At 46.2% G+C, this 26,745-nt stretch carries 21 protein-coding genes and 1 pseudogene; 14 read left to right on the top strand and 8 right to left on the bottom strand.

What is annotated here, in order from left to right; all coding sequences use genetic code 11:
• Nucleotides 1–21 precede the first annotated feature (21 nt).
• The 8 genes and pseudogenes from ACLM7Z_RS08525 to ACLM7Z_RS08490 all read right to left on the bottom strand — a co-directional run.
• Nucleotides 22–1,113 (bottom strand): annotated as a pseudogene (locus ACLM7Z_RS08525) (IS256 family transposase); the annotation flags it as partial.
• A 130-nt stretch (nt 1,114–1,243) separates the two neighbouring features.
• The gene (locus ACLM7Z_RS08520; protein ID WP_435644883.1) at nt 1,244–2,770 is read right to left on the bottom strand and encodes an LA2681 family HEPN domain-containing protein; all 1,527 of its coding nucleotides are present in this window, start codon (nt 2,768–2,770) and stop codon (nt 1,244–1,246) included.
• A 222-nt stretch (nt 2,771–2,992) separates the two neighbouring features.
• Nucleotides 2,993–3,742, bottom strand: coding sequence for a DNA-methyltransferase (locus ACLM7Z_RS08515; protein WP_435644882.1), 750 nt, complete (start codon nt 3,740–3,742; stop codon nt 2,993–2,995).
• 12 nt (nt 3,743–3,754) lie between these two features.
• On the bottom strand, nt 3,755–5,278 hold the full coding sequence (locus ACLM7Z_RS08510) for a hypothetical protein (protein ID WP_435644881.1): 1,524 nt from the start codon (nt 5,276–5,278) through the stop codon (nt 3,755–3,757).
• Nucleotides 5,268–5,489 carry a helix-turn-helix domain-containing protein gene (locus ACLM7Z_RS08505; protein WP_435644880.1) on the bottom strand — a complete coding sequence of 74 codons (222 nt, stop codon included), beginning with the start codon at nt 5,487–5,489 and terminating at the stop codon, nt 5,268–5,270. Before ACLM7Z_RS08505 ends, ACLM7Z_RS08510 begins: the two co-directional genes overlap by 11 nt.
• 378 nt (nt 5,490–5,867) lie before the next feature.
• Nucleotides 5,868–7,091, bottom strand: a complete 1,224-nt coding sequence (locus ACLM7Z_RS08500; RefSeq protein WP_435644879.1) for an IS256 family transposase — start codon at nt 7,089–7,091, stop codon at nt 5,868–5,870.
• Nucleotides 7,092–7,280: 189 nt separating this feature from the next.
• Nucleotides 7,281–7,523, bottom strand: coding sequence for a helix-turn-helix domain-containing protein (locus tag ACLM7Z_RS08495; protein WP_435644878.1), 243 nt, complete (start codon nt 7,521–7,523; stop codon nt 7,281–7,283).
• A 540-nt stretch (nt 7,524–8,063) separates the two neighbouring features.
• Complete coding sequence (locus tag ACLM7Z_RS08490; protein ID WP_435644877.1) at nt 8,064–8,267, bottom strand: hypothetical protein; 204 nt, start codon at nt 8,265–8,267, stop codon at nt 8,064–8,066.
• A gap of 384 nt (nt 8,268–8,651) precedes the next feature.
• Here ACLM7Z_RS08490 and ACLM7Z_RS08485 point away from each other — a divergent pair, with 384 nt between their 5' ends.
• The 14 genes from ACLM7Z_RS08485 to ACLM7Z_RS08420 all read left to right on the top strand — a co-directional run bounded on the left by ACLM7Z_RS08485 (nt 8,652) and on the right by ACLM7Z_RS08420 (nt 26,449).
• The gene (locus ACLM7Z_RS08485) at nt 8,652–9,131 is read left to right on the top strand and encodes a PcfB family protein (protein WP_435644876.1); all 480 of its coding nucleotides are present in this window, start codon (nt 8,652–8,654) and stop codon (nt 9,129–9,131) included.
• Nucleotides 9,128–10,969, top strand: coding sequence for a VirD4-like conjugal transfer protein, CD1115 family (locus ACLM7Z_RS08480; protein WP_435644875.1), 1,842 nt, complete (start codon nt 9,128–9,130; stop codon nt 10,967–10,969). Before ACLM7Z_RS08485 ends, ACLM7Z_RS08480 begins: the two co-directional genes overlap by 4 nt.
• A 37-nt stretch (nt 10,970–11,006) precedes the next feature.
• Nucleotides 11,007–11,390: a hypothetical protein gene (locus ACLM7Z_RS08475; RefSeq protein ID WP_435644874.1), complete on the top strand. Its 384-nt coding sequence runs from the start codon at nt 11,007–11,009 to the stop codon at nt 11,388–11,390.
• Between the two features lie 13 nt (nt 11,391–11,403).
• A complete protein-coding gene (locus ACLM7Z_RS08470; RefSeq protein ID WP_435644873.1) occupies nt 11,404–12,225 on the top strand; it encodes a VirB6/TrbL-like conjugal transfer protein, CD1112 family in 822 nt (273 codons plus the stop codon).
• A 14-nt stretch (nt 12,226–12,239) separates the two neighbouring features.
• Entirely contained in the window at nt 12,240–12,671 is a 432-nt protein-coding gene (locus ACLM7Z_RS08465; protein WP_435644872.1) for a PrgI family protein, read from the top strand.
• The gene (locus ACLM7Z_RS08460; protein WP_435644871.1) at nt 12,628–15,876 is read left to right on the top strand and encodes a VirB4-like conjugal transfer ATPase, CD1110 family; all 3,249 of its coding nucleotides are present in this window, start codon (nt 12,628–12,630) and stop codon (nt 15,874–15,876) included. The genes ACLM7Z_RS08465 and ACLM7Z_RS08460 overlap by 44 nt, the downstream gene beginning before the upstream one ends.
• 738 nt (nt 15,877–16,614) lie before the next feature.
• The gene (locus ACLM7Z_RS08455) at nt 16,615–19,053 is read left to right on the top strand and encodes a peptidoglycan DD-metalloendopeptidase family protein (RefSeq protein WP_435644870.1); all 2,439 of its coding nucleotides are present in this window, start codon (nt 16,615–16,617) and stop codon (nt 19,051–19,053) included.
• A gap of 9 nt (nt 19,054–19,062) precedes the next feature.
• Nucleotides 19,063–19,380, top strand: a complete 318-nt coding sequence (locus ACLM7Z_RS08450; protein ID WP_435644869.1) for a hypothetical protein — start codon at nt 19,063–19,065, stop codon at nt 19,378–19,380.
• Complete coding sequence (locus ACLM7Z_RS08445; protein WP_435644868.1) at nt 19,377–21,146, top strand: DNA topoisomerase 3; 1,770 nt, start codon at nt 19,377–19,379, stop codon at nt 21,144–21,146. The genes ACLM7Z_RS08450 and ACLM7Z_RS08445 overlap by 4 nt, the downstream gene beginning before the upstream one ends.
• A complete protein-coding gene (locus ACLM7Z_RS08440) occupies nt 21,143–22,873 on the top strand; it encodes a SpaA isopeptide-forming pilin-related protein (protein WP_435644867.1) in 1,731 nt (576 codons plus the stop codon). Before ACLM7Z_RS08445 ends, ACLM7Z_RS08440 begins: the two co-directional genes overlap by 4 nt.
• Complete coding sequence (locus ACLM7Z_RS08435) at nt 22,870–23,709, top strand: class C sortase (protein ID WP_435644866.1); 840 nt, start codon at nt 22,870–22,872, stop codon at nt 23,707–23,709. The genes ACLM7Z_RS08440 and ACLM7Z_RS08435 overlap by 4 nt, the downstream gene beginning before the upstream one ends.
• Nucleotides 23,699–24,421 carry a SpaA isopeptide-forming pilin-related protein gene (locus ACLM7Z_RS08430; protein WP_435644865.1) on the top strand — a complete coding sequence of 241 codons (723 nt, stop codon included), beginning with the start codon at nt 23,699–23,701 and terminating at the stop codon, nt 24,419–24,421. Before ACLM7Z_RS08435 ends, ACLM7Z_RS08430 begins: the two co-directional genes overlap by 11 nt.
• 30 nt (nt 24,422–24,451) lie before the next feature.
• Nucleotides 24,452–25,966: a SpaH/EbpB family LPXTG-anchored major pilin gene (locus tag ACLM7Z_RS08425; protein ID WP_435644864.1), complete on the top strand. Its 1,515-nt coding sequence runs from the start codon at nt 24,452–24,454 to the stop codon at nt 25,964–25,966.
• Nucleotides 25,967–25,987: 21 nt separating this feature from the next.
• Entirely contained in the window at nt 25,988–26,449 is a 462-nt protein-coding gene (locus tag ACLM7Z_RS08420) for a hypothetical protein (protein ID WP_435644863.1), read from the top strand.
• Nucleotides 26,450–26,745 lie beyond the last annotated feature (296 nt).

Genomic DNA, 26,745 nt, shown 5'->3' with positions numbered 1-26,745 from the left:
CAATGAAGCTTTACACAATCCATGGGATACTCCCGGCTTGTTCTTCGTCATTTGCCGGAACTGGCGGTTCAGCCCCTCAATAATGTTCGTCGTGTATATGATCTTCCGAATCTCCATGGGATATTCGAAGAAGGTGCTGAGCACGTCCCAATTCTCTTCCCAACTCTTGACGCAGGAAGGATATTGGCTGCGCCATTTTTCTGCAAAGTTTTTCAGTTGTTGTATGGCCTCGTCTTCTGTCACTGCCGTGTAGATTTTCTTCAGATCGGCAACGACTTGACGGATGTCTTTGTAGCTAACATATTTGGTAGAACTGCGAATCTGGTGCACGATGCAGCGCTGCAGCCTTGCCTTGGGATAGACCGCCTCAATCGCCTGGGGCATTCCACAGAGACCATCGGTGCAGAACAGATAAACATCCAAAACTCCTCTGCTTTTCAGGTCATTCAACACATTTAGCCAAAATTTGCTGCTCTCGTGCTCTCCAATCCAGACACCCAAGATATCCTTCTGACCGTCCATCGTGATACCCAGCACTACATAGGCAGCCTTGGTCACATATCGGTGATCCTCCTTGACCTTGTAGTGGATAGCATCCATAAAGATAAATGGGTAGACCGGTTCCAGCGGGCGATTATGCCAGGCTGTAACTTCTGGCATAATTTTCTCACTGATCTTTGTGACCAACTCAGGAGAAATGTCCACGTCATACAGGCTCTTGATCTGCTCTGCAATATCCCGCTGGCTCATCCCGCAGGCGTATAGGGCCAGAATCTTGTCCTCCATCCCATCCGCATTCCGACTATACTTGCCAATAATCTTTGGCTCAAAGCTGCCGTTGCGGTCACGCGGGACCCTGATGTCAATCTCGCCTAACTGGGTTTTTACTTTCTTCTGGGAATAGCCGTTGCGGTAATTCCTGGGTTGATCTCCTGCTGTAGGGGCAGAACGCTGGCATCTTTCATGACCGAGTTCCTCCTCCATCTCCACTTCCATCACCTGCTGAATGACGTCTCGGAACATCTCTTTCATAGCTTGCATGATGTCGGCTGTGCTGGTAAAGTGTTGGCTTTTCACGTATTCCCGTAATAAATCCTGTGGTACTCTCTGCATGATTATTGTCTCCTTTTCCGTTTAGGTGGTTGCTTCCATTCTTGACGGATTGGAGTTCAATCATACTGCCGAAGCTTGTCGTTTACACGAAATTTTCAGGGGTCTCGTGGGACGCTGCTCGGCTGATTTGTTACAATTTCCATTCGTCGTCATATTCCATCAACGGCATAGGCATAATCAACTTATTTTGAAGTTGGTCTCTGTTTTTCTGTTCTTCTACATGAACACACAAAGATACGCAAATAATTGCTTCTCGTACAATGTGCATTAATTCCAGTGTTAATGCGGAAAGTTCATCTTCAGTCACATATAGAGCAAGATCATCAATTTCACCATTAACTCTTGCAGGAAACCATCCATTAGTCACTTTGACATATTTATGCTCAAGTGCATTACGAACATCACTAATGCGCTTCAGACGAGGATTGGGAGAGTCCTCAAACTTGTCATAAAAATCTCTACTAATCCAATATAAAGATGCCAATGCAAAGTTTTCTTTGTGATTAAGAACATTTTTATATTCATAATGGTTCTTTCCTGCTCCAAATCCAGTTAACCATATATGATTAAAGCTAACATCTCTTTCATGTATCCCCAACTCGAAGTAGGAATTGAGAAAATACGCTATTTTGTCGAATAGACCATATAAAGTTTTGAAAGCAGACTTCAATTGCTCAATACGTATTCCATACTGTGGAAAATCAGCAAAGTTGATGAGGTGGGTATCTTTGTCAGCATAATGTACTTCTTCACGAAATTGCAAAGATAAATAATACTGATACCTCGCATACACATATTCCTGCTTTATTTGGTTAAACATTCCATGAAAAATGGGTTTTGCATCTATAGATACAATCATATCCGGAAGCTGTAACACATCAGTAGCAAAACACAATTCTACTACCGGTAAGTCATTTAGAGTATTCAAAAACAAATTGTTTTCTACAGCCCATTCTCGATACATTTTTTCCTCAATGTTTTCATAAGAAAACTGTGGGATTTCCAAATCCTTTTGCAGAAATCCTTCAACATATTGAGGAGTATATACAGCCATTGCCCTAAGGAAACAGTCTTTGGCTGCTTTATGAGTGTTGGGATCTTTGCATTCAACAGCCTTTTTTAGCAAAGAATATGCAAAATAATGGAAATAATCTTGGTGTCCATCATCATAGTCCATGACACCATAGTCTTGATATACTCGTCCAAGATTTCCAATTGCCATTCCAAATAATGGATAAATGTTTATTGCCTTTTTATACTGTGCTATCGCCTCTATATTTCTCCCACAAGAACAAAGCATATTTCCGTAATTAGTATACAAGAGGCACTTGAAGGGGTTTACATACGGCCCATATTCTTCTTTTGAATATTCCTCATCCTCGATAATGCCTACACTTTTTCTAAAAGCGTACAATTGTTTCTTTATTGATTTTTCGTGCGATAACGACTTCGCTTGTGCAACATCGCTGTATACAGTACCAATTGAATAGTACAATCGAGCTTGCGATGCGGCATCAACGTCAGGCAGTGTTTTTTCAATTTCGCATACTAACTGCTCAAGTAGCACAATATCTCCCGACATCGAAGCGTCATCAAGTTTTTGCGCATAGATTTCCGATACTTGAGAAAAAGGATTTATATATTCTTTTTGATTCATCTGCATTCTCTTTTCTCTTTATTTATGAAGAAGCGACCAGCCGTAGCTGATCGCCTTTCTGTTAGATATACAACATTAAAGTTTCCTGACTTAGCTCCGGCAACAACTTAAAATCTTCCAACCTTTTTCGTCAAAATACCGTTGCAGACCTAACTGTTCCTCGGTGTCAGCATAGTAGTATATGCCGTATCGTGCGTGTTAGTACTTAGAATTAACTTCAAATTAAAGCTCAATTCTTTTTACACCCATTCTTTTCTCAATCATTTGGATATAATCTTCGTTCATGTCACAAACAATACTTTTCATTCCGTGCTTTTTTGCACAAGCTGCGGTTGTTCCGGACCCCGCCATGGGATCAAACACGACGTCTCCTTTTTGACAAGCCATCAAAAGCAGCCTATCAAATACAGCCTCTGGCTTTTGAGAGGGGTGGCCTGTTCTTTCATTTTTTCCAACAAAACCGATAATCAGCGGTGCTTCGATTACACTTGGCGGACCAGGAACAAATCTCATTTTCCCGGATTCAAACTTTTCTTTTTGCTCAGCATTTAAAAAATGTTCAGGATGCAATTTATGCCCCTTCCGCATAAATTGCAAACAAGCATTTTGGCTGGATCGCCATCCTCTAATAACTGATGGGCAATTTTTATAGTACCATGTCAACCATGCAGCCATATAAAACCCATTCGGTGCATACCTTACATACGGTCCAATTATTTCAGGGAATCCCCACAGATACATTAAATCGCTTATCTCTCCCGTCTTATTTAGCAACCTTGTTATGAAGTCATCATACTCATCTGTGGGCAATTCTCCACCATACCCTTTATTATACCAAGGGTCAAGCATAGTGCAGTCAAGAGCTATATTTGCATCTTTAAGTACTGCAATAGACTCAAACACATCCATTGGAGGAAGAATAGCAACTCCATCAATCTCCAGGGCGTGTTTGATTTTTTCCGATACTGTCATGAATGTTCTCCTTTATTTTGTAATGACAAACCCTTTATTAATTAACCACTGAATATCATCAAACGCATCCTGGACATTAGACCACAGTTCTCCTAATCCCGGAAAAACCTCTTGTGCTATTTTAATTGTTTCGTTTTGGGGTAGTCCCCAAGATGTTTCAAAACCTGCAACAAATAAACATCCAGGCTCATTTCCTATGGAAACAGGAGCTCCATAATTTGCAATAATATCTAACAAGCAATATTTACGAACAATTTCCACACGATCAGGACTGATCTTATAGCAGTGCTCGCCATATGCCACAATATTATCTTCCGTCACCGAAGTAGATAATGCTCGTCTGATTTCTTCGTCAATATATCCCTCGTCTCTTAAAAGTTGATAAATCTCATCCTCTTTTCCAGATGTTCGGATTACAGCATGTTCAATTTCAAGAGGTGTAAGGAACATAATCCCTTGCAATGCTCTACGCAATTTAAGTGGTGCTGTTCTAATTTGAATAAAGTCTTTGGTTGTTGGCTTTGCCAACATTTTACGCAAATCTCCGTTTAGAGATGAAAAATAACCTGCCCCATCAAGATATTCTATAAATACAGCATCTGGATATTTTTTCAAAGTCACTTCCCTGGTACTATCAGTTTGATCGACAACTTTGTGCGATACACTTCCTGAATCACCGGCATAAAATTGACTTTGTATAAAAACCTTTGCACCAGACTTTCTCGACTGGAACGGAACAATAAAATCATACTTTCTCTTTTTGAGTTTTTTGTCTACAGGCAAATCCCCAAGAATTTCGCCCACTTCAACGTCCTGCGTGTTAAAATCAGTTCCGGCACGCAACCCCCAATCTGCCATGTAGCTTCTCAATATAGTTTCTGGAATATGACCTTGTGTAGCTGTAATAGATCCTCTGGACTGAAAGATTACTATCGAGCTAATAAGTGCGTCTGCGGTTCCCACCTCTTTCTGGGACACATACGCATTTCCTAAACTCCAGAGTTGTTTTGCATAATCCTCATCTGATACGATCAAATGGAAATAGCTTTCAACAAATATTCTTCTATAATCATCTTGGCCAGTGAGTTGTACTATTGTTTTAGTGACGTCTGTCATAGAAAATGCTCGGGGAATATCTTTATCTTTCCACCTTCCTCCGTTCATTTTCTGTGGATATGTACTTATCCCAATTTGATTCCTAAGCATAAGCGGAAATTGACATTTTAAGTTATTATCAGTTTTTCCGGTAGCCAATAAAAGGACATTACATATACTATCAAGTATATCCTTGGCAGTGCCATCATCTTTATCTGACAAATAAGTCAACACATTTGTGGCCAAGGCGGACGAAGAACAATGTGAAACGTCTGCAAAATTTGCAGTTATATCCGCCATATAATCAAAGCCTTTTTTTAGTTGCTCAAGATTTGTTCTGAATTGAGGGGTGTCTCTTATTTCGCCAAGAGATGGAGTTACCCACATATCAAACTCAGACATTTTTTCATCTAATGTTGCGCTATAATCGTTAATTTTCATGCTTTTCCTCCTCGTCGATGAATTCTAAAATATCATCCACGCCGCAACCTAATGCCTTGCATATTTTTTCTATGCTCTCTATCGACACATACTCGTCACGTTTAAGACGAGTAATAATATTGGCACTAACCCCAGCCATATCCTTTAGCTGTACATTGGTAATCTTTCGGTCGAGCATCATATGAAACAGTTTTATATAGCTGACGGCCATACTACACCTCCAAATTGGGACATGCATTCCATGTCGTTTCTGTTTATAATATCACGAATCTGTGATTATTTCAACTGTTTTAGCAAGACATATACCTCTTCAAATTGATTGAAGAGGCATATGTCTTACCTGCTATTGTCTCGTGTGGCCGTTTTCGCTTTGTGACAAGAAAAGAGATTCCACAGATGATTCCGAGAAAGGTACTCCGTAGAATTTTGTGTAAGCGATATTCGACAAATGTCAAGAATGGTGCAGTTTTCTGCGCATGTGCTGGCCTGAATTCCCTTGGCTACCGTTCTCCCGTGCAGGCTCTGCAATATGCGCGCCCGCAGGGCGTGAATGCTGCCAGAGCCTGCCGGGAAGCCTACAGCCTGGGAATCAGGTAACGCTGCGGTCGGCGAACATGATCTCCAACTGGCTCAGAATCAGATCCCAGTTCTGGCACCGGGCATGCCAGTGCTTCACAATCCGCTGTGAGGCCAGATAAAGCATCCGGCGCAAGGAATCGTCGTTGGTGAACGACGGCTTGTTCTTCGTCATTTGCCGGAACTGGCGGTTCAGCCCCTCAATAATGTTCGTCGTGTATATGATCTTCCGAATCTCCATGGGATATTCGAAGAAGGTGCTGAGCACGTCCCAATTCTCTTCCCAACTCTTGACGCAGGAAGGATATTGGCTGCACCATTTTTCTGCAAAGTTTTTCAGTTGTTGTATGGCCTCGTCTTCTGTCACTGCCGTGTAGATTTTCTTCAGATCGGCAACGACTTGACGGATGTCTTTGTAGCTAACATATTTGGTAGAACTGCGAATCTGGTGCACGATGCAGCGCTGCAGCCTTGCCTTGGGATAGACCGCCTCAATCGCCTGGGGCATTCCACAGAGACCATCGGTGCAGAACAGATAAACATCCAAAACTCCTCTGCTTTTCAGGTCATTCAACACATTTAGCCAAAATTTGCTGCTCTCGTGCTCTCCAATCCAGACACCTAAGATATCCTTCTGACCGTCCATCGTGATACCCAGCACTACATAGGCAGCCTTGGTCACATATCGGTGATCCTCCTTGACCTTGTAGTGGATAGCATCCATAAAGATAAATGGGTAGACCGGTTCCAGCGGGCGATTATGCCAGGCTGTAACTTCTGGCATAATTTTCTCACTGATCTTTGTGACCAACTCAGGAGAAATGTCCACGTCATACAGGCTCTTGATCTGCTCTGCAATATCCCGCTGGCTCATCCCGCAGGCGTATAGGGCCAGAATCTTGTCCTCCATCCCATCCGCATTCCGACTATACTTGCCAATAATCTTTGGCTCAAAGCTGCCGTTGCGGTCACGCGGGACCCTGATGTCAATCTCGCCTAACTGGGTTTTTACTTTCTTCTGGGAATAGCCGTTGCGGTAATTCCTGGGTTGATCTCCTGCTGTAGGGGCAGAACGCTGGCATCTTTCATGACCGAGTTCCTCCTCCATCTCCACTTCCATCACCTGCTGAATGACGTCTCGGAACATCTCTTTCATAGCTTGCATGATGTCGGCTGTGCTGGTAAAGTGTTGGCTTTTCACGTATTCCCGTAATAAATCCTGTGGTACTCTCTGCATGATTATTGTCTCCTTTTCCGTTTAGGTGGTTGCTTCCATTCTTGACGGATTGGAGTTCAATCATACTGCCGAAGCTTGTCGTTTACACGAAATTTTCAGGGGTCTCGTAATCAAGGCAGGGCCTTTTGCAGCGGCTATCGCCTTCCGTTGCCCTTCATTTGCATTTCCAAAATCAAACATATCAGCGCCCTACATTCTTTCCTGTAACTGCTTCTCGGATGCGAGACTTCCATCCGGTACGACTTCCATAATATCAGAAATGTCACACTGAAGCGCAGTACATATCTTCAAGAGAACCGCTGTGCTGACATTCTCCCCGTGAGCGAGCTTCGCTACTGTAGATGAGCTGAGTTGCGCAGCCATCCGCAGATCCTGTTTCTTCATGTCCTTGTCTATAAGTAATTTCCATAATTTTTTATAACTAATAACCATGCGTTTACCTCTCGAATCCGTAACCTTTTGTTTCCATCAAAGGTATTCCTCTTTAAAGTAACTCAGTATTTAAAGATAGTTATAGCACATTATGTTTCTAAAATCAATGGTAGAGTTCGAGAACGAAAATATTATGTTTCTAAAGTGAGTAGATAAATCTTGTATATGTTTATAAGTTCATTTCAGTTTACTCAGATAAATTATATCACTTAAGCAAGCAAAATCAATTTATAGTTCTTCGCTATAGTATTTTGAATAAGTAATCTGCTTGGTGCTACACATCATCCCAAGTAGGGATGATGTGTACACTGTGTCTCTCGCCAAGTTGGCGAGAGATACAGTTCTTTACCCAATTATAGCTTTTCAATAAAATAGCGCAAAATCTTGACATTGGTGACATGCTTAAGTCAAGAGGTGATTATGATATTACACAACGAAGCCAGAAAGCTTTCCATTGCAGCACTATGCTGTGATGCTTTTTCGTCTGCAAAAAGAAAACCTCCAGCTGTTTCCAACTGAAGGTCATCAAAGACTCTGTATTCAGTTCTCTCTCCGTGCTGCGTCAATCAGCAGATTCATATACTCCGTCATGGAAATTCCCAGCATTCTTGCTTTGCGATGCAGGAACTCATAATTTTCCGGTGTGTATGCCATGTTGATGCGCTTCTGTTTATGTCCCTTGCGTCCTTGTGTGGGCGGGAACTTTGACCGTTCCATATTGTTCTCCTGCGGAATCATACTCATATCGTTCACTCCTGTCTATCCAGTCCCGATTATCAAAAAATGATAGTCGGGATTTTGTTTTGTCCGAAATCACGTTACATAAAGTATACCACATTACTTTGCATCTTTCGATAGCTATTCTGTAAATATTCCGCAGTTTTCCGAACTTTTTCAACCACTTCTTGTACATCGTGTGCAGACCTCCTGTACACGATTTTTTCATGTCATTTTTTCAAAGTTATAGTTGCATTGCTATAAATTCTCAGCCTCTTGTTCTATTGTCTTATACTTCGTATTCCAACCTCACACCACCTCATGTACAGCCATAAATAGTGTCTTGATTTCGCTTATTTCTATGATATAAGTGGTTTTAAGGCAATTCAAATTCAGATTGGAGTGAGGAAAATGAGTGAATACCAAGATAAAGTCATACAGCTTAGCTGCAAGATTTCCGCATCAACCGGAAAAGAACTGATATACATTCTTCCGCAGCTCCTGAGAAGACTGCATAACCGGAACTATCAGATTGTTCACGGTGAGCAAAGTCTGAAAAAGCTGAACCTGCAAAATAGCGAGATACAAGCCATTCCCATCACAGATGAGGACATCAAAAACCTGAAAAAGCAGCTGAACCGCTATTCTGTGGATTTCAGCGTACTCAAGGAGCCAGACGGCACCATGCAGGTTTATTTTAAAGCACAGGATGTTGATCGTGTTTACAGCGCGCTCAAGCACATTGTAAAGAATCTGAACCCAGATCAGTCCAAACGGCTTTCGCAGACGATTGCAGCAGCCAAAGCAAAAGCAGAACAGCTCAATCAGGCACAGGAACAGAAATCTCCGCATCGTGCTCATGAGCAGAATAAGGATACACCGAAACAATGAAAAAGAACCACAAACAGCTTCTTATTTTCGCCGGTATCTGCTCTGCTCCGGCTGCTTTTGTCTCTGACCGTATTGCTGCACTCTGTCTGTCCATGGGCGGTTCTCCGATTCTGAATATTCCTGATGCCTGTAACTCTGTCTGGACAGATATTGTAACTCGTCCTTTTTATATCAGCCTGCATCCGTACGCTCTGCTGATTGCTGCCATCGCATTGACGGCAATCTGGCTCAGTGTGCTGTACAAGCTGGCTGATACCGGCAATTATATGCCCGGTATCGAGCATGGCTCTGCACGTTGGGGCACAGAAAAAGACAGCAAATATTTCAAGGATGCTGAATTTCAAAACAATATCATTCTTACACAGACCGAATGGATTTCCATTCAATCCAAATTCATCAAGATTGGTCTGGACACCTATGACCCAAATCATAATGTCCTGATTGTCGGAGGCTCCGGTTCCGGTAAAACCCGTCGGTATCTGGCTCCGAATGTGATGCAGATGCACAGCAGTTATGTCATTACAGACCCAAAGGGCAATCTGCTGTATCAAATGGGCGATATGCTGCAGGAAAACGGTTATACCATTCGTGTTCTGAATCTGGTTGATCTGGCGCATTCAGACCATTACAATCCGTTCTGCTACTTGAAGGACGATCTAGACATCATGCGTCTGGTGGACAATCTGATGAAAAACACCAAAGACCCGGATGCGTCATCCGGTGATACCTTTTGGCTCGATCAGGCAAGAGGTATTTACTGTGCTTTGTTTGCGTATTTGCTGTACGAAACCGAACCGGCAGACCGGACAATGAAAAATGTTTTGAATCTCATGCTATTGGCAGAAGTCCGAGAGGATAATGACGATTTACATACGCCGCTGGATGTCATGTTTGACGAGCTGGCAGAACGCAAGCCGGACTGCTTTGCTGTCGTGCAGTACAAAAAGTTCAAGCAGTCCAAGGGACGAACTGCAGCTTCTATCCTTGCGACTGCAAACAGCCGTCTGGATAAATTTTATGTCGATTCCGTAGCGGAACTGACTTCCAAAGATGATCTGCATTTTGATCATATCGGCGATGACCCGGAGCATCCGGTGGCACTGTTTATTGTTCTGTCTGATACAGACAGCTCCTTGAATTTTCTTGCAGCGATGATGTATCAGCAGCTGTTCGACATGCTCATCCGCAGAGCCGATAACGTCTATCACGGCAAGCTGCCGTGTCCGGTGCGCTTTCTGCTCGATGAGTTCTCCAATATCGGTGAAATTCCTGATTTCGACAAGAAACTGGCAACCATTCGTTCCAGAAATATTTCCGCAGATATTATCCTGCAAGGTCTGTCACAGCTCAAAAAGATGTACAAAGACCACTGGGAAATCATCGTTACCAACTGCGACAGTCTGCTGTTTCTCGGCAGCATGGAGCAATTCACGCTGGAGTACATTTCCAAGCTTATCGGAAAAACAACCGTAGACAACAAAAATGCCAGTGAAAGCAAGGGTATGAACGGGTCATATTCCATTGCAAATCAGATTCTTGCCCGTGAATTGATTACGCCGGATGAGCTTGCCCGTCTGCACAGTGAGGAATGTGTGCTGCTGATTTCACACAAAATGCCGTTTCGGTCATTGAAATATGATCCGGCGAAGCATCCGAACTATTCCAAGACTGCACTTGCTGACAAAAACAAATGGTTTGATCTGCGGAAACGAAAAGATCTGTCTGATGACGAAGAACCGGACATTCCCGAAGATGCAGAAGCAGACAGTAAGATTCTTTCGATTGAAGTAGACGAATCCTTAAAGCAGGAAATCAACGATTCTGTACAGGAATCCTGATTCAATATAACATTTTCGCAAGAAAGGAGACTTTCCCATGAAGAAAAACATCTGGTTTTCTGAACGCAAAGCCCGTCTGCATCAGCAGCTGGCACGGTATCCGTGCATCCGCAAAACGGCAAAAGCTGTCCGCAATATTGCTTCATCCGCTGCTCCGGCACTGGCTGGCGCATTTGTACTATCTATGCTCGTTCCATCTGCATTTGCAGATGATCCAGGAGCAGCCACCTTGAATACAGTACTGACCACCTTGACCACCTATGTCAAGCTGGCAGGCGGTGTCCTGTGTGTCTGGGGTGCTGTTGTGCTCGGCTCCGGTCTGAATGACCATAACGGTCCCGGTATTCAGCAGGGCATCTGGCGTATTGTCGGCGGCGGTGTCATCATTGCAGCTGCTGCGCTGTTCTCCAGCCTGAGCTGACGGAGGAATCCGCATGACAGATTTCATCTTGATGCTGCTGGAGAGCATAAACGGCGATCTGACCAGTCTGTCAGCCAGCAATGCACTGACCGGCACAATGGACAGCTTTTCCGGCAGTCTGTATGGCTACATCACCAGTATTCAAACCAATGTGGCGCTGCCGATTGCCTATGTAGTGCTGTCGCTGTTCTGCGTACTTGCGCTCTATGATGCAGCGGTCAAATCTGAAGGCTCCGGCAGTACGACAATGGGTGTGGAAATTGTAGTGCATCTGCTCATTAAGCTGACACTGTGCATCTGGGCGATTGATAATTGTCCTACCATCCTGAATGCAATTTATGATGTCTCGACCAGCTTCACCTCACAGGCAAGTCATTATTTCAGCTCTGCAAGCCTGACCGGTCTGGATATAGATGCACTCAAGGACATCATAGATGATCTGGATTTCTGGTCAAAATTTGGTGCCATGATTATTATGCTGCTCACATGGCTCATTATGAAATTTGCAATGCTGATGGCAAAAATTATCGTCATTACCCGTTTTATCGAGCTGTATCTGTATTTCTGCGTTGCTCCGGTGCCGATTGCAGCACTCCCGTCACCGGAGCTGTCCCAGATCGGCAAGGGCTTTCTCAAATCCTTTGCTGCTGTCTGCATACAGGGCACATTGATATTCCTTGTATTGTCATTCTTCCCGTATATCGCAGGCACGGTATTAAGCGGCAGCAGCGATTTCCTTGCCATTGCAACCGGATTGATTGGCTATGGTGTCGTTCTGATTATCGCCGTATTCTCAACCAGCAAATGGGCAAAGTCCATCTGCAACGCTATGTAAAGGAGGCCGGAATATTGCTGCAAACATCCATTCCAAAGGAAATTCGTGACTATCAGGAGAAAATCATCTTCGGTCTTTCCATTCGTCAGCTGGGCTTCGCTTCTCTTGCCGTTGCAGTGGGTATCGGCTCATATTTCGTGCTGACCCATCTGCTTTCCGTTCCATTATCCATTGCATCGTATTGCATTGTCGCAGTCTGTGCGCCGTTTATGGCACTCGGATTCATCCGCATTCACGGACGCACATTTGAACAGCATCTGCTTCTGGTTTACCGGCACCGCAAGCGTGGAACCCAGCCAAGATTATATGCACGGACATTGCTGCCGGATTTACTGGAGCCGGATGCCGTTCACGAAATTCCATACCACAAACCCACATCGAACCTGAACAGGAGGCGAAAATATGAAGCACAGCAGGAAGCAGCGTCTGTCCGGAAAACAGAATAAATCCCGCAGAAAGCAGGAACAAAGCCGTCTGACTGCACAGGATTCCATCTTTTATGAGCAGATGATGCAGGATGGTATGTGCGTGCTTGCTGATAATATGTACTCCCGTACCTATGCGTTCGATGATGTCAATTATCGGCTGAGCCGACGGGATGATCAGGTCGAGTTTTTCACTAAATGGTGTGAAATTCAGAACTATCATGATCCGGAAACCTTTTATCAAATGCTGCTTATCAACCGTACTGTTGACCGTGATGATTTCATGGATAAGATGTATTCTCCGCTCCGTGGAGATCAGTACGACATCTACCGCAAGGAGATGAATGCGGTTCGTGCTCAGCGCGGCATGGAAGGCAACAACAGCATCGTCAGAGAACGATACATTACCTACGGCGTGCAGTCGCAGGATGCAGACCTTGCCCGTCAGAAGCTCAACCGTCTGGACACCGATGCAGCAGCACAGTTCAAGGCAATGGGCAGTGCCATGCACCAGCTCGACGGTGAACAGCGGCTTGCTGTCATCAGCAGTCTGCTTCGTCCGGCTGAGCCGTTCCAGTTTTCCTATGAAAATCTGGTCATCAGCGGAGGCACGACGAAAGACGCTGTCTGTCCGTCCTCGTTTGATTTCAAACCGGTACGAACCTTCCGGTTTGGCGATAAATACGGACAGATTTTATGCGCAACCGGTCTGCCGGATACGCTTTCTGACAACATTCTGTCTGACATTGCTGACCTGCCGATTAACCTTGCTCTGTCACTCCATGTACAGGCAGAAGATCAGAACAAAGCTCTGGAATATGTCAGACGGCAGATCGGCTTTATGGATGAAGAAGCATCCGAAAAACAACGCAAAGCAACCAAAGCCGGATATTCCGCTGAACTGGCACTTCCGCATGAATTCAAGTTCACCTATGACAAAGCAACAAACCTGATTAACGATATGCAGTACAAGGATCAGCATTTGTTCCGCACAACGCTGATGGCGTTTACTTACGGCGATACGGAAGAAGATGTCTTGAAAGATTCCGCACAGATCATTGCCACTGCCCGTAAGCTGGGTGTTACGTTTACCACTCTGGATTATGAGCAGGAATACGGCATGAACAGCATTCTTCCATTAGGACGCAACTTTGTACAGTATCGCCGGACATTAACCACCGCTGCCGTTTCCATTTTCATGCCGTTTATGGCTGTGGAATTGCAGCAGCCGGGCGGTATCAACTACGGTGTCAATGCCCGTTCCAATGCCATGATTTCCTTTAATCGTCTGATGCTCCGTGCAGCAAACGGTGTCATTCTCGGCACACCGGGCAGCGGTAAGGGTATGTTTACCAAGCAGGAGCTGGTCAATGTTTTCCTTGACCGGCTGAACGATGACATTATCATCATTGACCCGGAAGCAGAATATGCGCCACTTGCGGATTGTTTTCCGGAGGATTCTGAAGTGCTGCGTATTTACGGCGGCAGTGACACCCATCTCAATCCGCTGGATATCACCGAAAATTACGGCGATACCGATGATCCTCTGGCAATGAAGCTGGATTTCATGTGCTCATTTATCGAGCAGTTGTCTGCAAGCCGTGCTGGTCTGGACGGCAGCGACATCAGTATCATTGACCGTGCGCTGCATGAAACCTATCGCAAATATTTCCAGAATCCCGAACCGGCACAGATGCCGACACTCGTTGATTTTTACAACGTCCTGAATGATCAGGAAGAACCGAGAGCCAGAGCGATTGCGCTCCAGCTGGAAGCCTACATCACCGGTTCGCTGAACGTATTCAGCTACCGCACCAATGTCAACACGGAAAAGCGTCTTGTCATCTATGACATCAAGCAGTTGGGCAAGCATCTTCGCACTGTCGGTATGCTGACCGTGCTTGACCAGATCTGGAACAAGGTCACTTCCAACCGTGAAAAGGGTAAGCGCACATGGATTTATATTGATGAAATGCAGCTGTTGTTCTCCAATGACTACTGCTCTACCTATTTCTTTGAATTGTGGTCAAGAGCAAGAAAATGGGGCGCAGTTCCGACTGGTACAACGCAGAATGTAGAAACACTTCTGCTGTCCGATACTGCACGGCGAATGCTGTCCAACTCTGATTTCGTAGTCATGCTGAACCAGTCCAAAAATGATAGTGTACAGCTTGCCGAGCTGCTGAACATTTCCTCTCAGCAGCTGCATTATGTGACCAATGCGCCAAAGGGTCATGGCCTAATGTATGTCGAAGGTCGGATTATCCCGTTCAATTCGGAGTTCCCGAAGCACACCAAACTGTATGCAGCCATGACCACCAAGCTGGAAGAAGTCTCAGCTCAGCGGTATCACAAGACGTTATCCCATTATTCGCAGGCAGCCGAAGAACCTGAACCAATTTCTGAAGAAGCTCTGTTCACGCTGACCTTGCAGGTATTCGGCAAGCAGTTCACCACTGTCACTGAAGATATTCCGCTGTTTGAACAGATCGGTATTGGTGACGCAGCGTTTGAAATTCAGAGCGAAACAGAACCGGACAAGGTGCGAAAAATCCGCACAGACCAGTCCGGCAAATGCATGATTCATCTGCCTGCCGGACGGTATGCCGTCTCCGCCGCTCACGTACCCGACTGCTATCAGCTGCCGGATGTTCCTCGTATCATCGAGATTGCAAACGACACAAATATTCCGATTGTTCTGCCGGAAAAGTCTGTCAGAATTGAATTTCTGACCAATATTGCAGCATCTGAGCCGTTTGGCTTAACTACAGCTGACCGAAAGATGGATTTCATTCTGTACGCAGATCATGATTTGACCGCACTTGACGGTACGGTCCTTCCTGCCGGAAGTGCTGCGGCTCACGCTGAACGTGACGGTGAAACATGGAGCATCTCAACCATGCTGACCGGTAAATTCCTGCTCGGGCAGACAGGACAGCCTGCGGATGCAGAACTGGATCTACAGCCGGAAGTGCATGAACAACTCATGCAGCTGCCGGACATCATCCCTGCACCGGTACTGTATCAGCCGTTCTCCGGTACAAAGTACGATGAGGACGGTCAGCCTATGGCAGATCAAATTGTTGCGCTGTTCCATGCAGAAAGCAATGATTTTGCACTCGAAACTGCTGTTTTGGCAACAAAAACCGATGCCGAAGGACGATATTCCTTTGACATTCCGACAGAGCTTGCAGATACGCTCTGGAAAACAAAAATTCTCACTTAAAATCATCTGAGAGGAGGACACGATATGGAACAGGAAAAGAATTCGCTGATTACAGATACCGCTGAAAGCATAATTCATCCGGAAAACAGTTCAGCTTCACCAAAGAAGCTGTACAAGCCTGCATTTGATGATGTGCTGAATTCCGTTTCTATGCCGTCCTCCTCTCAGGAAATATATCGGCACGAAACCGGTCACTCCGGCAGTACCGTAGTTCATACCGCTTCTGAAACTACTATATCCAGTGGTCCTTCATCCTTTCTGCCGCCAAATATAGAGAATCAGGAGCCGTTTTCCTCTTTTTCTATACACGGCGATGTCCCTGCATCCGCTCCCCCCCTTTTGACGGATGCAGGTTTCCGCCCAAAACAAAAATCCAGCATACCTGAACGCAGAAATGCCGTGTCCGGTATGGCATCTCATTCTATAAATGAAACAAAGAATCAAGAAAACAGTCCTTCCTCTGACCTGCTGCATGATGAACATCCGCCGGATTTTGTTTCACCTGTACCGCCAGTTGTACAGGTATCAGGAACCAGTTATTCCGCTGAAATTCTGAACGTCCCGGTTTCTCACTCTGACGAGATACCATCCAGGGAGCCGGATGTTTTCAAATCAGTTTCTCACGATAAATCGAACGCAACCCCCAAACAGCCAGGTGTTCCGAATATAGTTCCGCCGAACAGTTCTAAAACAGAACGAAATCAGCCGGATATTCCGGCAGAAAACCACTTCGCAGACATGCTTTCCACCGGCAGTGCACAGACTTTTGCTCAAGCTGTTCGTGAGCCAGAAAATCCGTCCTCCATGCTTTCCGGTATGAAGCAGACCGCTTATCGTGGTGTACTCCATTCTGCCGGAGCCGGTGACGATTTTACAGATCGTGCAGGCGGTCAGGGCAAGCGCGCCGTGATTTCCGGTGCTGTAATGACCTATGGTGCTGCAAAGGCAACCGCAAAATCTGTAAAGCGTATCGGTAAATTCGGTTTAAGAACCCATCAGTATAGGATGGATGGACTGATAAAAGACCGGAAAACTGCCGCTTTACAGGCTGGAAAGTTCAGCTTACAGGAAGGCAAAGGCTTGATTGCCGATGCCGGAAGCCGATTGGTCAAGGAAGGTCTGGTCATTGCGGAAGATTTTGAAGGCTCGGATGATCTTGGCATTCAGGCGATAGTGAAAACCAAGAACACTGTCCGCAATGTGTCCTATGCCCGAAGATTATTTGGAAATCAGCCGAAACGCTCTGTTTGGCAGACACTCCGGCAGGCACCGGCGTTTGTTTCCAATACTGTTTCCAGTGTCGGCAGAATTGCTTCTAAAATCACTTCTGCCGCTGTATCCGGTATAAGCTCTCTCAGTTTGATTTCCGGTGTCTCGCTTCTGCTCGTTCTGGTCATGACCATGATTCCGGCAGCGTATGCGCTGACCGGTGCTGCATCCATTGCAGCAGATGACGAAACAATTACCGAAGTATATTCCTACATCACAGAGCTTGACGCAAATCTGTCCAAGAAAATCTATGACTACCGCTCGGATGCAGATGTTGTGGATTACTACTTAAACGGCTCTCAGACCGTCGATACCATCGAAATTTTTACCGACGCAGACCAGATGCTGAATTATCTGGACTGTGTATATGGCGATTACAAATTTGCGGAAGTCAAGGACAAAATCAACGAAATATATTCCGATTTGTACCAGATTGATCTGACCAAGTACACGCAGAATGTCGGCACAACCAGCGAAAGTGATACAGTCGTTGATCCAGATACACAGGAACCCAGCTCACCTGATCTGATTTCCACTTATACACCGGTTTATGGTAATCCGGTCAGCAAAAAGCCCGGCTCAACACTCAATACTGCAATATTAAGCAATTCTATCTGTGCCGGAACCTTTAAGCTGACATTTTACTGCGGCTGTGTCATCTGCTCCGAACAATACGGCAACATGACTTCAACCGGCGTAACAGCACAGGAAGGACGCACGATTGCCGTTGACCCGACAGTGATTCCTTACGGCACCAAGGTACATATTGACGGCTGGGGTGACTTTATCGCAGAGGACTGCGGCGGTGCGATTAAGGGCAATCACATAGATGTTTTCGTCGCAGATCATCAGCGTGCGAATTCGCTTGGCGTTCAGTATGCGTCAGTCTACATCATGAACGGCTCAATTGCAGGCGGCATTTATCTTCCGGCTGTCGGCTCCGGAACTGTTTCTCACATGAAGGTCAAAGTCACAACACAATCCGTGAGAAGCTATCTGCAGGACCGGATGGACGATGACCAGAAAGACAAGTCTCAGCTGATGAACCAGATCGGTCAGTATACAACCCGTATGAATTATGCTTCTCCGCTGGAAACCGATTCGTGGTATGTCTCCCGCAGATACGGCTACTACTATTCCGGCTCAGTCAAACAGCATTTCGGTGCTGATATTGCCGCAAATGCCGGTGCAGCAGTGCTTGCCGTCTGCTCCGGCACAGTGACGAAAATCGGTTCCAATACTGAAAACGGAACCTATCTGATTCTGCAAAGCGGAAACAACAAATTCCTGTACGGAAATCTTGCCCGTACGCTGGTTTCTGAGGGCGATACCGTTGAGAAAGGCGACGCAATCGCCAAAGTCGGCAGTGCAGGCTCCGGCTGTGTGAGCAGTTCACTGCACATGGAATACACGAAAAATGGGATTTCTCTGAATCCATGCTTTTATCTCTATAACGCTTCGACCGCTGGAACCGGTTCCAACGTCGGCTCCACAGATATTGTCGAGGTTGCACGTTCCCAGCTCGGACAGCAGGGCGGTCAGCCATACTGGTCATACATGGGCTTCAGCAGCCGTGTTGCATGGTGTGCATCGTTCGTATCATGGTGCGCCAATCAGTGCGGTTACATTGATGCCGGTATTATCCCGAAGCATGCTGCGTGTGCATCCGGTGTCAGCTGGTTCCAGCAGCATGGTCAATGGCAGAACCGCAATTATGTTCCGTCTCCAGGCGACATCATTTACTTTGACTGGACCGGTTCCGGTGTCAGTCATCATGTGGGCATTGTCGAAAAGGTTGAGGGCAGCACCGTTTACACCATCGAAGGCAATTCATCGGATGCCGTGCATGAGCGTCATTACACCATCGGTGAAGCAGATATTCTCGGCTACGGTATCCCGAACTATTAGGAGGCAGATATGGCAGAAAAGAAAGAAAAATTATCTAAATTTGACCGTCAGCGTCTGGAATTGCAGAAATTACAGCAGCGTATCCGTGCTGACACAGAACGGGCAAAGCAGCTGGAAATCAGCAGCAGACAAACCGGTCAGAACGATTTATGGAACAAGGCAAAGAAAACCGGCCTGACGATAGATCAGGTCTTTGATTATATCGACAAGCTGGCTGCACTGGTCAGTCACCGCATGACCAGACCGGAATTTGATGATTTTCTGCTGGAGCTCCATGAACAATACGAGCAGTCCGCAGACAAGCAGGATGGGAGTGAAAACACATGAAAACCTTAATTATTGCAGAGAAAAAAACTGTTGGCGAAGCGATTGCAGCGGCAATCGGCGTGAAGAACCGTCATGCCGGTTACATGGACGGCAATCACTACATTGTCAGCTGGTGTCAAGGGCATTTGATCAGCTTCTGCAAACCGGATGAATATGACAAACGCTATCATGTCTGGAGCATGGATGATCTGCCGATTATTCCAGTTGACTGGAAAACAGAGATTCTGGCAAAGACGGAAAAACAGTTCCGTATTCTGAAAGGTCTGATGAATGATTCCGCTGTGCATGAAATCATCTGTGCAACAGATGCCGGACGTGAGGGCGAACTGATTTTCCGGCTCGTCTATGACAAGGCGAATTGCCGCAAGTCAGTCAAACGCTTGTGGGTAAACAGTATCGAAGAAGAAGCCATTCGGAACGGCATGGAAAATCTCAAACCGGCTTCGGAATATGACGGCCTGTATCTGGCTGCGCTCTGCCGTGCAAAGGCAGACTGGCTGATTGGCATGAATCTTTCCCGCATATTTTCTTTGAAGTATGACAATCGGCTGACCATCGGGCGTGTGCAGTCTCCGACAGTGAATCTGATCGTCCAGCGTGACAAGGAAATTCACGGATTTTCACCGCAGTTTTACCGGTTGATTACCGCAGATACCGGAGGCTTGAAGCTGCAAATGCGTGTGGAAACCGAAGCGGAAGCAAATGCAATCTGTGAAGCCTGCATCGGACAGAATGCGGTCATCACTTCTGTTGAAAGCAAAAATGGTCAGAGCAGACCACCAAGGCTCTACAACCTGACCGACATGCAGAGAGATGCCAACCGCATTTACGGCTATTCGGCACAGAAAACGCTGGACACAATTCAGTCATTGTATGAGAAAAAACTGTGCACCTATCCGAGAACGGACAGCCGGTATCTTCCGCATGAAATGCACTTCCAGACTGCACGGCTGATTGAACAGCTGATGGATACACCCAATCTTCTGCCGGACCGCTTCCGCAAATCCTTTCCGATCCAGTTTCTGGAAACAGACCAGCTGATCTGTGACGAGAAAATTACAGACCATCACGCACTGGTTCCGACTGCTTCTGTCATATCGGAAGATCTTTCGGAACTCTCCGAAGCACAGCACAATCTGCTGTATCTCATGGTCTGCCGTCTGATTCTGGCAGCGGCTCCGCCGCAGGAATTCCGCACGCACACGATTAAAGCGGATATTGCAGGCTATGCGTTTGAAACCAAACTGAAAGAGATCACCAAACGAGGCTGGAAGGATTTGTACTCTGTGCTGTTTGGTAAACCCGCCGAAGAAAACGAGCCGGAAGAAGTTTCTTCCATTCCGAAGCAGAATGATTCCTATCCAGTTATCAATCTGCTCAATGAACCGAAACAGACCGCTCCGCCGAAGCCATTCACCGAAGATACCTTGCTGGCCGCAATGGAGCACGCTGGTAAAAGCATTGAAGATGCCGAACTCCGTTCTGCTGTCCGTGACTGCGGTTTGGGAACACCGGCAACCCGTGCCGGAACGATTGAAAGCATTATTCGCACCGGTTATGTGAAGCGTCAGGGCAAAACGCTGATTCCAACAGAGAAAGGAATGCAGCTGATTGCCATTCTGGATGACCGCATTACTTCACCAGAGCTGACAGCACACTGGGAACAGATGCTTTCTCTGATTCAGAACGGCAGTTATCCGCCGGAGCAGTTTCTGGATGAAATTATTTCGTACATCAAAGAAGTTCAACAGGAGGTGCTGAAATGAAATTTCTGAAACGTGTCATCGGCGGTGTATTATCCGCTTTCATGCTGGTCAGCAGTGTCGCACCGGCTCTGGCAGCTTCTGATATTGTTACCACTACTTCTTCCGGTTATCAGTATCTTTCCGGTGTCTCATCCAAGCTGGGTTATCGCTCACAAACAAAAGCCACTGTTTCCAGCGGCAATTACAAGGGACTTCCTGCATATTGTCTGGAATTCCACAAGGACATGACAACCGGTGTTGCTCTGACAGAAACCACCTCTTTCTGGAATACACTGCAAAGCGCAGGCTTGAGTGATGCACAGATTTCCGGTATTGCATATACATCCAATTTCGGTTATCCGAACTTTAACTACGGTATAACTGATGAAAATGCACTGTATGTCGCAACGCAGTGGATCATGTGGGAATATGCGCTGGCATACCGCACCTCTGCGGATGGTGATAATCCGACAGCAGGACTGAATGGCTCATTTCTGAGCGAGTATGCAGATTTGGAGAAAACACATCAGTCCCGACTGCGTGAATATCTTGGAGATTCCTCCTTTGATATTCGGCAGCGTTTCTGGTATGCGATGAATGACAAAGGCTATTCCAATGTCATTACTGCATACAGGGGCATTCTAAACAATATTAAGAACGCCACCACCCAGCCGAGCTTTCTTGGCTCATCTACGACACTGAAATGGTCTGACACCAATCAGCGGTATGAGGCAACGCTGACCGATACCAACAAGGTCATCAACAGCGGCTATTACTGGTCTGCATCCTGCTCCAACAGCAATGTGAATTTTTCATACAGTGGAAATACGATGACGATTTATACGACAGCCGATCTGTCCAATGTGCAGATTACGATGACCAAAAATCTTCCGACCGATGAGCTTACCAGTGTTATCCTGATTAACTCCTCAAACAGCAGTGCGCAGAAGATGCTTGTCGGTACATATCCGATCAATGCGCAGACCGGAACGCTGACGATCAGTACAGAAGTCCGAAAAGGCACGATTCAGCTGACCAAGGTGAATGCCGATGATACCAGTGAAAAGCTGTCCGGTGCAGCCTTTACCGTCTATACCGACACCAATAAAAACGGAACCTTTGATTCGGGAACCGATACTCAATACGGTACAATGACCGAAAGCTCCGGTGTATATACGCTGAAAGATGTTCCGGTTGGTATGTATCTGGTCAAGGAAACCAAGGCACCAGCCAATTATGAGATTGACCCAAAATATTATTCGGTAACGGTCACAGCCGACACCACTTCAACGGTAGCAAATCTGGACAGCAAGTATTTTGCTGATACGCCGACACCGGTCGATGTTCCATTCCTCAAGGTAGATGAAACCGGCACACCGCTTGCCGGTGCAAAGCTGGTTGTCTACGATTCCTCCAATAAGCAGGTTGAAGCATGGACTTCCGGCACCTCTGCTCATGTGATCTCTACACTGACTATTGGCAAGACCTACCGGCTGCATGAAACCGCTGCACCGGATGGCTATTTCACAGCAGATGATATTACATTCACTGTCACTGCCAACAGTAGCGGAAATGTCGTGACCATCAGCGGCAAGGCTGCTTCTTCTGTCACGATGGCAGATGAACCGCTGATTGTTATGCCGGAAACCGGAGGCATGGGAACACGGTTGTTTCCCATTACCGGTGTCAGTCTGATGGGTGCTGCTGCAATGCTGTTTCTGTATAGAAAGAAGATTCATAGAAAATGAAGAAGCACCATGCCGGAACAATCCTGATGCTGATGTTTTTTCTCGCAGGTGCGCTGGTGTTCCTCTATCCCACGATCAGCGACTGGATTGTGCAGAAAACCAGCAGAGTTGAGATTGAACAGTATAACGCCGTTGTCTCCGACATGACCGATGCACAGTCAGCGGAAATGCTCAAACATGCACAGGAATACAACGAAAAGCTGTCCGGTTCCGCAATTACAGACCCGTTTTCGGACACTTCATCTTCCACTGATTCCAACGATTATGATTCTCTGCTTGATATGAGCAACGGCATTATGGCGTACATTGAGATTCCATCTATCAACGTTTATCTGCCGATTTATCACGGTACAGATTCAGAAACGTTGGAAAAGGGTGCAGGACACATTCAGGGAACATCATTTCCGGTCGGCGGTAAAGGCACACATGCAGTTATCGCCGGACATACCGGACTGCCGGGGAAGATGCTGTTTACCAATCTGGAGCAGCTGCAAAATGGTGATACATTTATCATCCATGTACTCGGAAAAGAGCTAACCTATCAGGTCGATCAGATTCTTGTTGTCGAGCCGGATGATACCAGTGCTTTGCAGATTGATTCCAACAAGGATTATGTAACACTTCTGACCTGTACACCGTATGGTGTAAACACCCATCGGCTGCTTGTTCGAGGTGTGCGGGTTGAAGATGCGCAGAAAACAGATACAGTATCTGGAACCAGTCATACAAGTCATCTGCATTTCGTCATTTCTACGCTGTTTCTGCTGGTATTTCTGGCTGGTATTCATCATTTTCGCAACAAATTTCTGATTGGAGGCAAACACTATGAAACATAAATTCAAACGCACGGTCAGCTCATTGTCTCTGTGTTCGCTGCTCGTATTGTCTGCGGTTCCTGCGTTTGCAGCTGAGGACGTTCCCCCTGGTGACACAGAAACGATTCAGCAGCCCGATGAAACCGAAACCGGCTCTGCTGTAGAAATGCAGACCGGAACCATTACTGTTTCCTATTTGTATGACGGTATCGGTATTTCAAATGCTCAATTCAGCATCTACAAGGTTGCAGAACGCAGAGAGCATTTATCTCTGGCGTTTCAGCTGATTGATGCGCTGTCTGATTTGAGTGTCAACATCACGAAGCCGGACAGTGAGGATATTTCCAAGCTGAACGCTGCCATTACGGAAAAGAATCTCTTTCCTGCCGGAACAGCCGAAACTGATTCTTCCGGACAGGCTGTCTTTCATGATGTGGAAGAAGGCTTATATCTGCTGGTACAGACCAATTCTCTGGACAATTATGAGGTGACTTCTCCGTCTTTGATTGCCATTCCGTCCGAAGATGGTTCCTATTCTGTGACAGCAGAGCCGAAAGCAGAACATACACCAGAAACTACTGCCACACCGCCAACCTCTTCATCACCGAAAACCGGTGTAGACGCCGTGAATTACACCTTTCCAGCCGTCATTTCAGCAGTTTCCTGTGTACTTCTGGCAGTCGTTACATTTATCAAGCGTAAATTTACCAGCTGCTCTGCCGGTAAAAAATAATTTCTCATCTACCCGAAGGAGGAACTCTCTATGAAATTCAAATCTATGTTAAAGCGGTTCAGTGCCATTGCACTGGCTGGTGCAATTACTATCGGCACAGCAATCTGTGCCTCTGCTGCCGATGTACAGATGTCCGGCTTTCAGCCGACGGCTGCCACCGGCACACTCACCGTCAGCAGTGATGGTAAGTATGATGTCTACAAGCTGTACACTGCTATTCCCGGCAACAATGCCTACACCTATGAAGCAAACAGCAAGTATTCCTCTATGCTCAATGGTGTAACTGCCAAGCAGCTGAGCAAGTACGATTCTGCCGAAGTACAGAATTTTCTGAATACCATGATGGGCAAATTCAGCAGCTCTATTGCAGCTGACTACACCATTGACGGCAACTCTGCCTCTACCCTGCCGATTGGCTATTACATGGTCGTGCAGAAGTCGGATGCAGCTGTTCCGGGTACAGTAACCTCTCCCCTGCTGGTTGCAATTCCATCCGCTGCGGATGATCAGTGGGTTTACAACGTCACAAAGAAGCCGAAATCCTCTTCCACCAGCCTGACCAAAAAGATCATTGAGGACGATACCGGTAATCTGGTGGATACCTCTAATTCCAAGATCGGCAGCGACATCAATTATCAGATTGATTCCACTGTTCCGGCTTACGGCGATGACATTGACAAGTCGAAAATTACCTACAAGATCACTGATAATCCATCCAAGGCACTGACTGTCAAGATGGAATCTATAACCGTAAAGATGGGTGATACCAAGCTGACGGAAAAGTCTCATTACAATCTGATTCCGAACAGCGACGGCGGTTTCTCTGTTGATTTTGATTACTCTAGGCTGACACCGGGTGCAACAGTAACTGTAACCTTTGCAGCTGCACTGAACCAGAATGCCGTTATCAACAAGAATACCGGTCTGACCATTGCAGATTACACTTCTGTCGAGGATGAAAACTACAACGGTACCGGTAACCCGAATGGTGCAACACTGGAATATACCAACAACTATTACACCGGCACAACATCCAAGATTCGTGACATCGTAACCTCTTTCACTACCATGGTCGGTATCGAGAAGATTGATGAGGATGATGCCAACACCAAGCTGGCAGCAACCTTTGGTGTGTACTCTGATAAGGACTGCACCAAGCTGCTGGAATCCCTGACCACCAATGAAACCACTGGCACCATTCATTCCAGCACGCTCAAGCCAGGTACATATTACCTTCAGGAAATGATTGCACCGGAAGGCTATGCAATCTCTGACGCAGTTTACACCATCAATGTTTCTGCGACTAAGAACGCTTCCGGCGAGTATGACGGTACTTTCGTCATCAGGGTCAATGATTCCCAGCTGAACAACGCCATTTCTATCGGTGATTATCAGAATGTCGAAACTCTGACCATTACCAATGTCAAGGGTGTAAAGCTGCCGGGCACCGGCGGTATGGGCACTGCCCTGTTCACCATTACCGGTATCGGTCTGATGGGAACCGGTGCATTCCTGTTCCTGCGCCGCAGGATGAAGAAGCACTGATCTTGTAACGAGGTGATTTCCATGAAATTTTTCATTAAACGCCGGATTTCTGCAGCGGCTCTGGCTGCAGTGCTTTCTACTGCTGCACTCGCTGGAAATGTTGTTCCGGCTTCTGCTGCCAGCACCGCACAAACTGTCAAGCTGGCAAGCAGTTCAGCATCAAAGCTTGCTGCACCTAATGTAAGGATCAGCGTCAGCTATCCCTCTAAGACAAAAGCAGCGGTCAAACTGTCGTGGAGCAAGATTTCCGGAGCTTCCGGTTATCAGATTCTATATGGAGGTAATTCCAGCATGACAGTCGATGACGGCTCCTGCAATACAACAGCAGTCTCCAAAACCTTTACTTCCACTCGCAGCTCTAAAGTATATAACCGTTATTTCAAAGTTCGTGCGTATAAAACCGTGAACGGCACAAAGGTTTATGGCAGTTGGTCTGCTGTGAAAAGCGTTTCCATTGCAAGAAAATACTCATCCATCCATTGAACCGGAAGCTCCGGTTATCAAGGCGGAGCTTCACTGCTCCGCCTTTTCTTTTTGAAAGAAGTGAATTTTCATGCCAAACAAAATACAGCAATACAGCCAGCTTGTCAGCGAAACCATGCAGCGCATTGCAAGCAGTCCGTCTCAATGGGCAGCATTTCTGTCCACTGCTGCAAACAACTATAAATACAGCTATCCCGATCAGCTGATGATTTTTGCACAAAAACCGGAAGCTACTGCCTGTGCGGATTTCGTGTTCTGGAATAAGCGGATGCACCGTTCCATCAATGCCGGAACCT

Origin of the sequence: Butyricicoccus porcorum (assembly GCF_051246315.1) — a bacterium.
GTDB lineage: Bacteria > Bacillota > Clostridia > Oscillospirales > Butyricicoccaceae > Butyricicoccus_A > Butyricicoccus_A porcorum.
The sequence above is the reverse complement of the archived record's forward strand: the minus strand, read 5'-3'. Positions and strand labels throughout refer to the sequence as shown.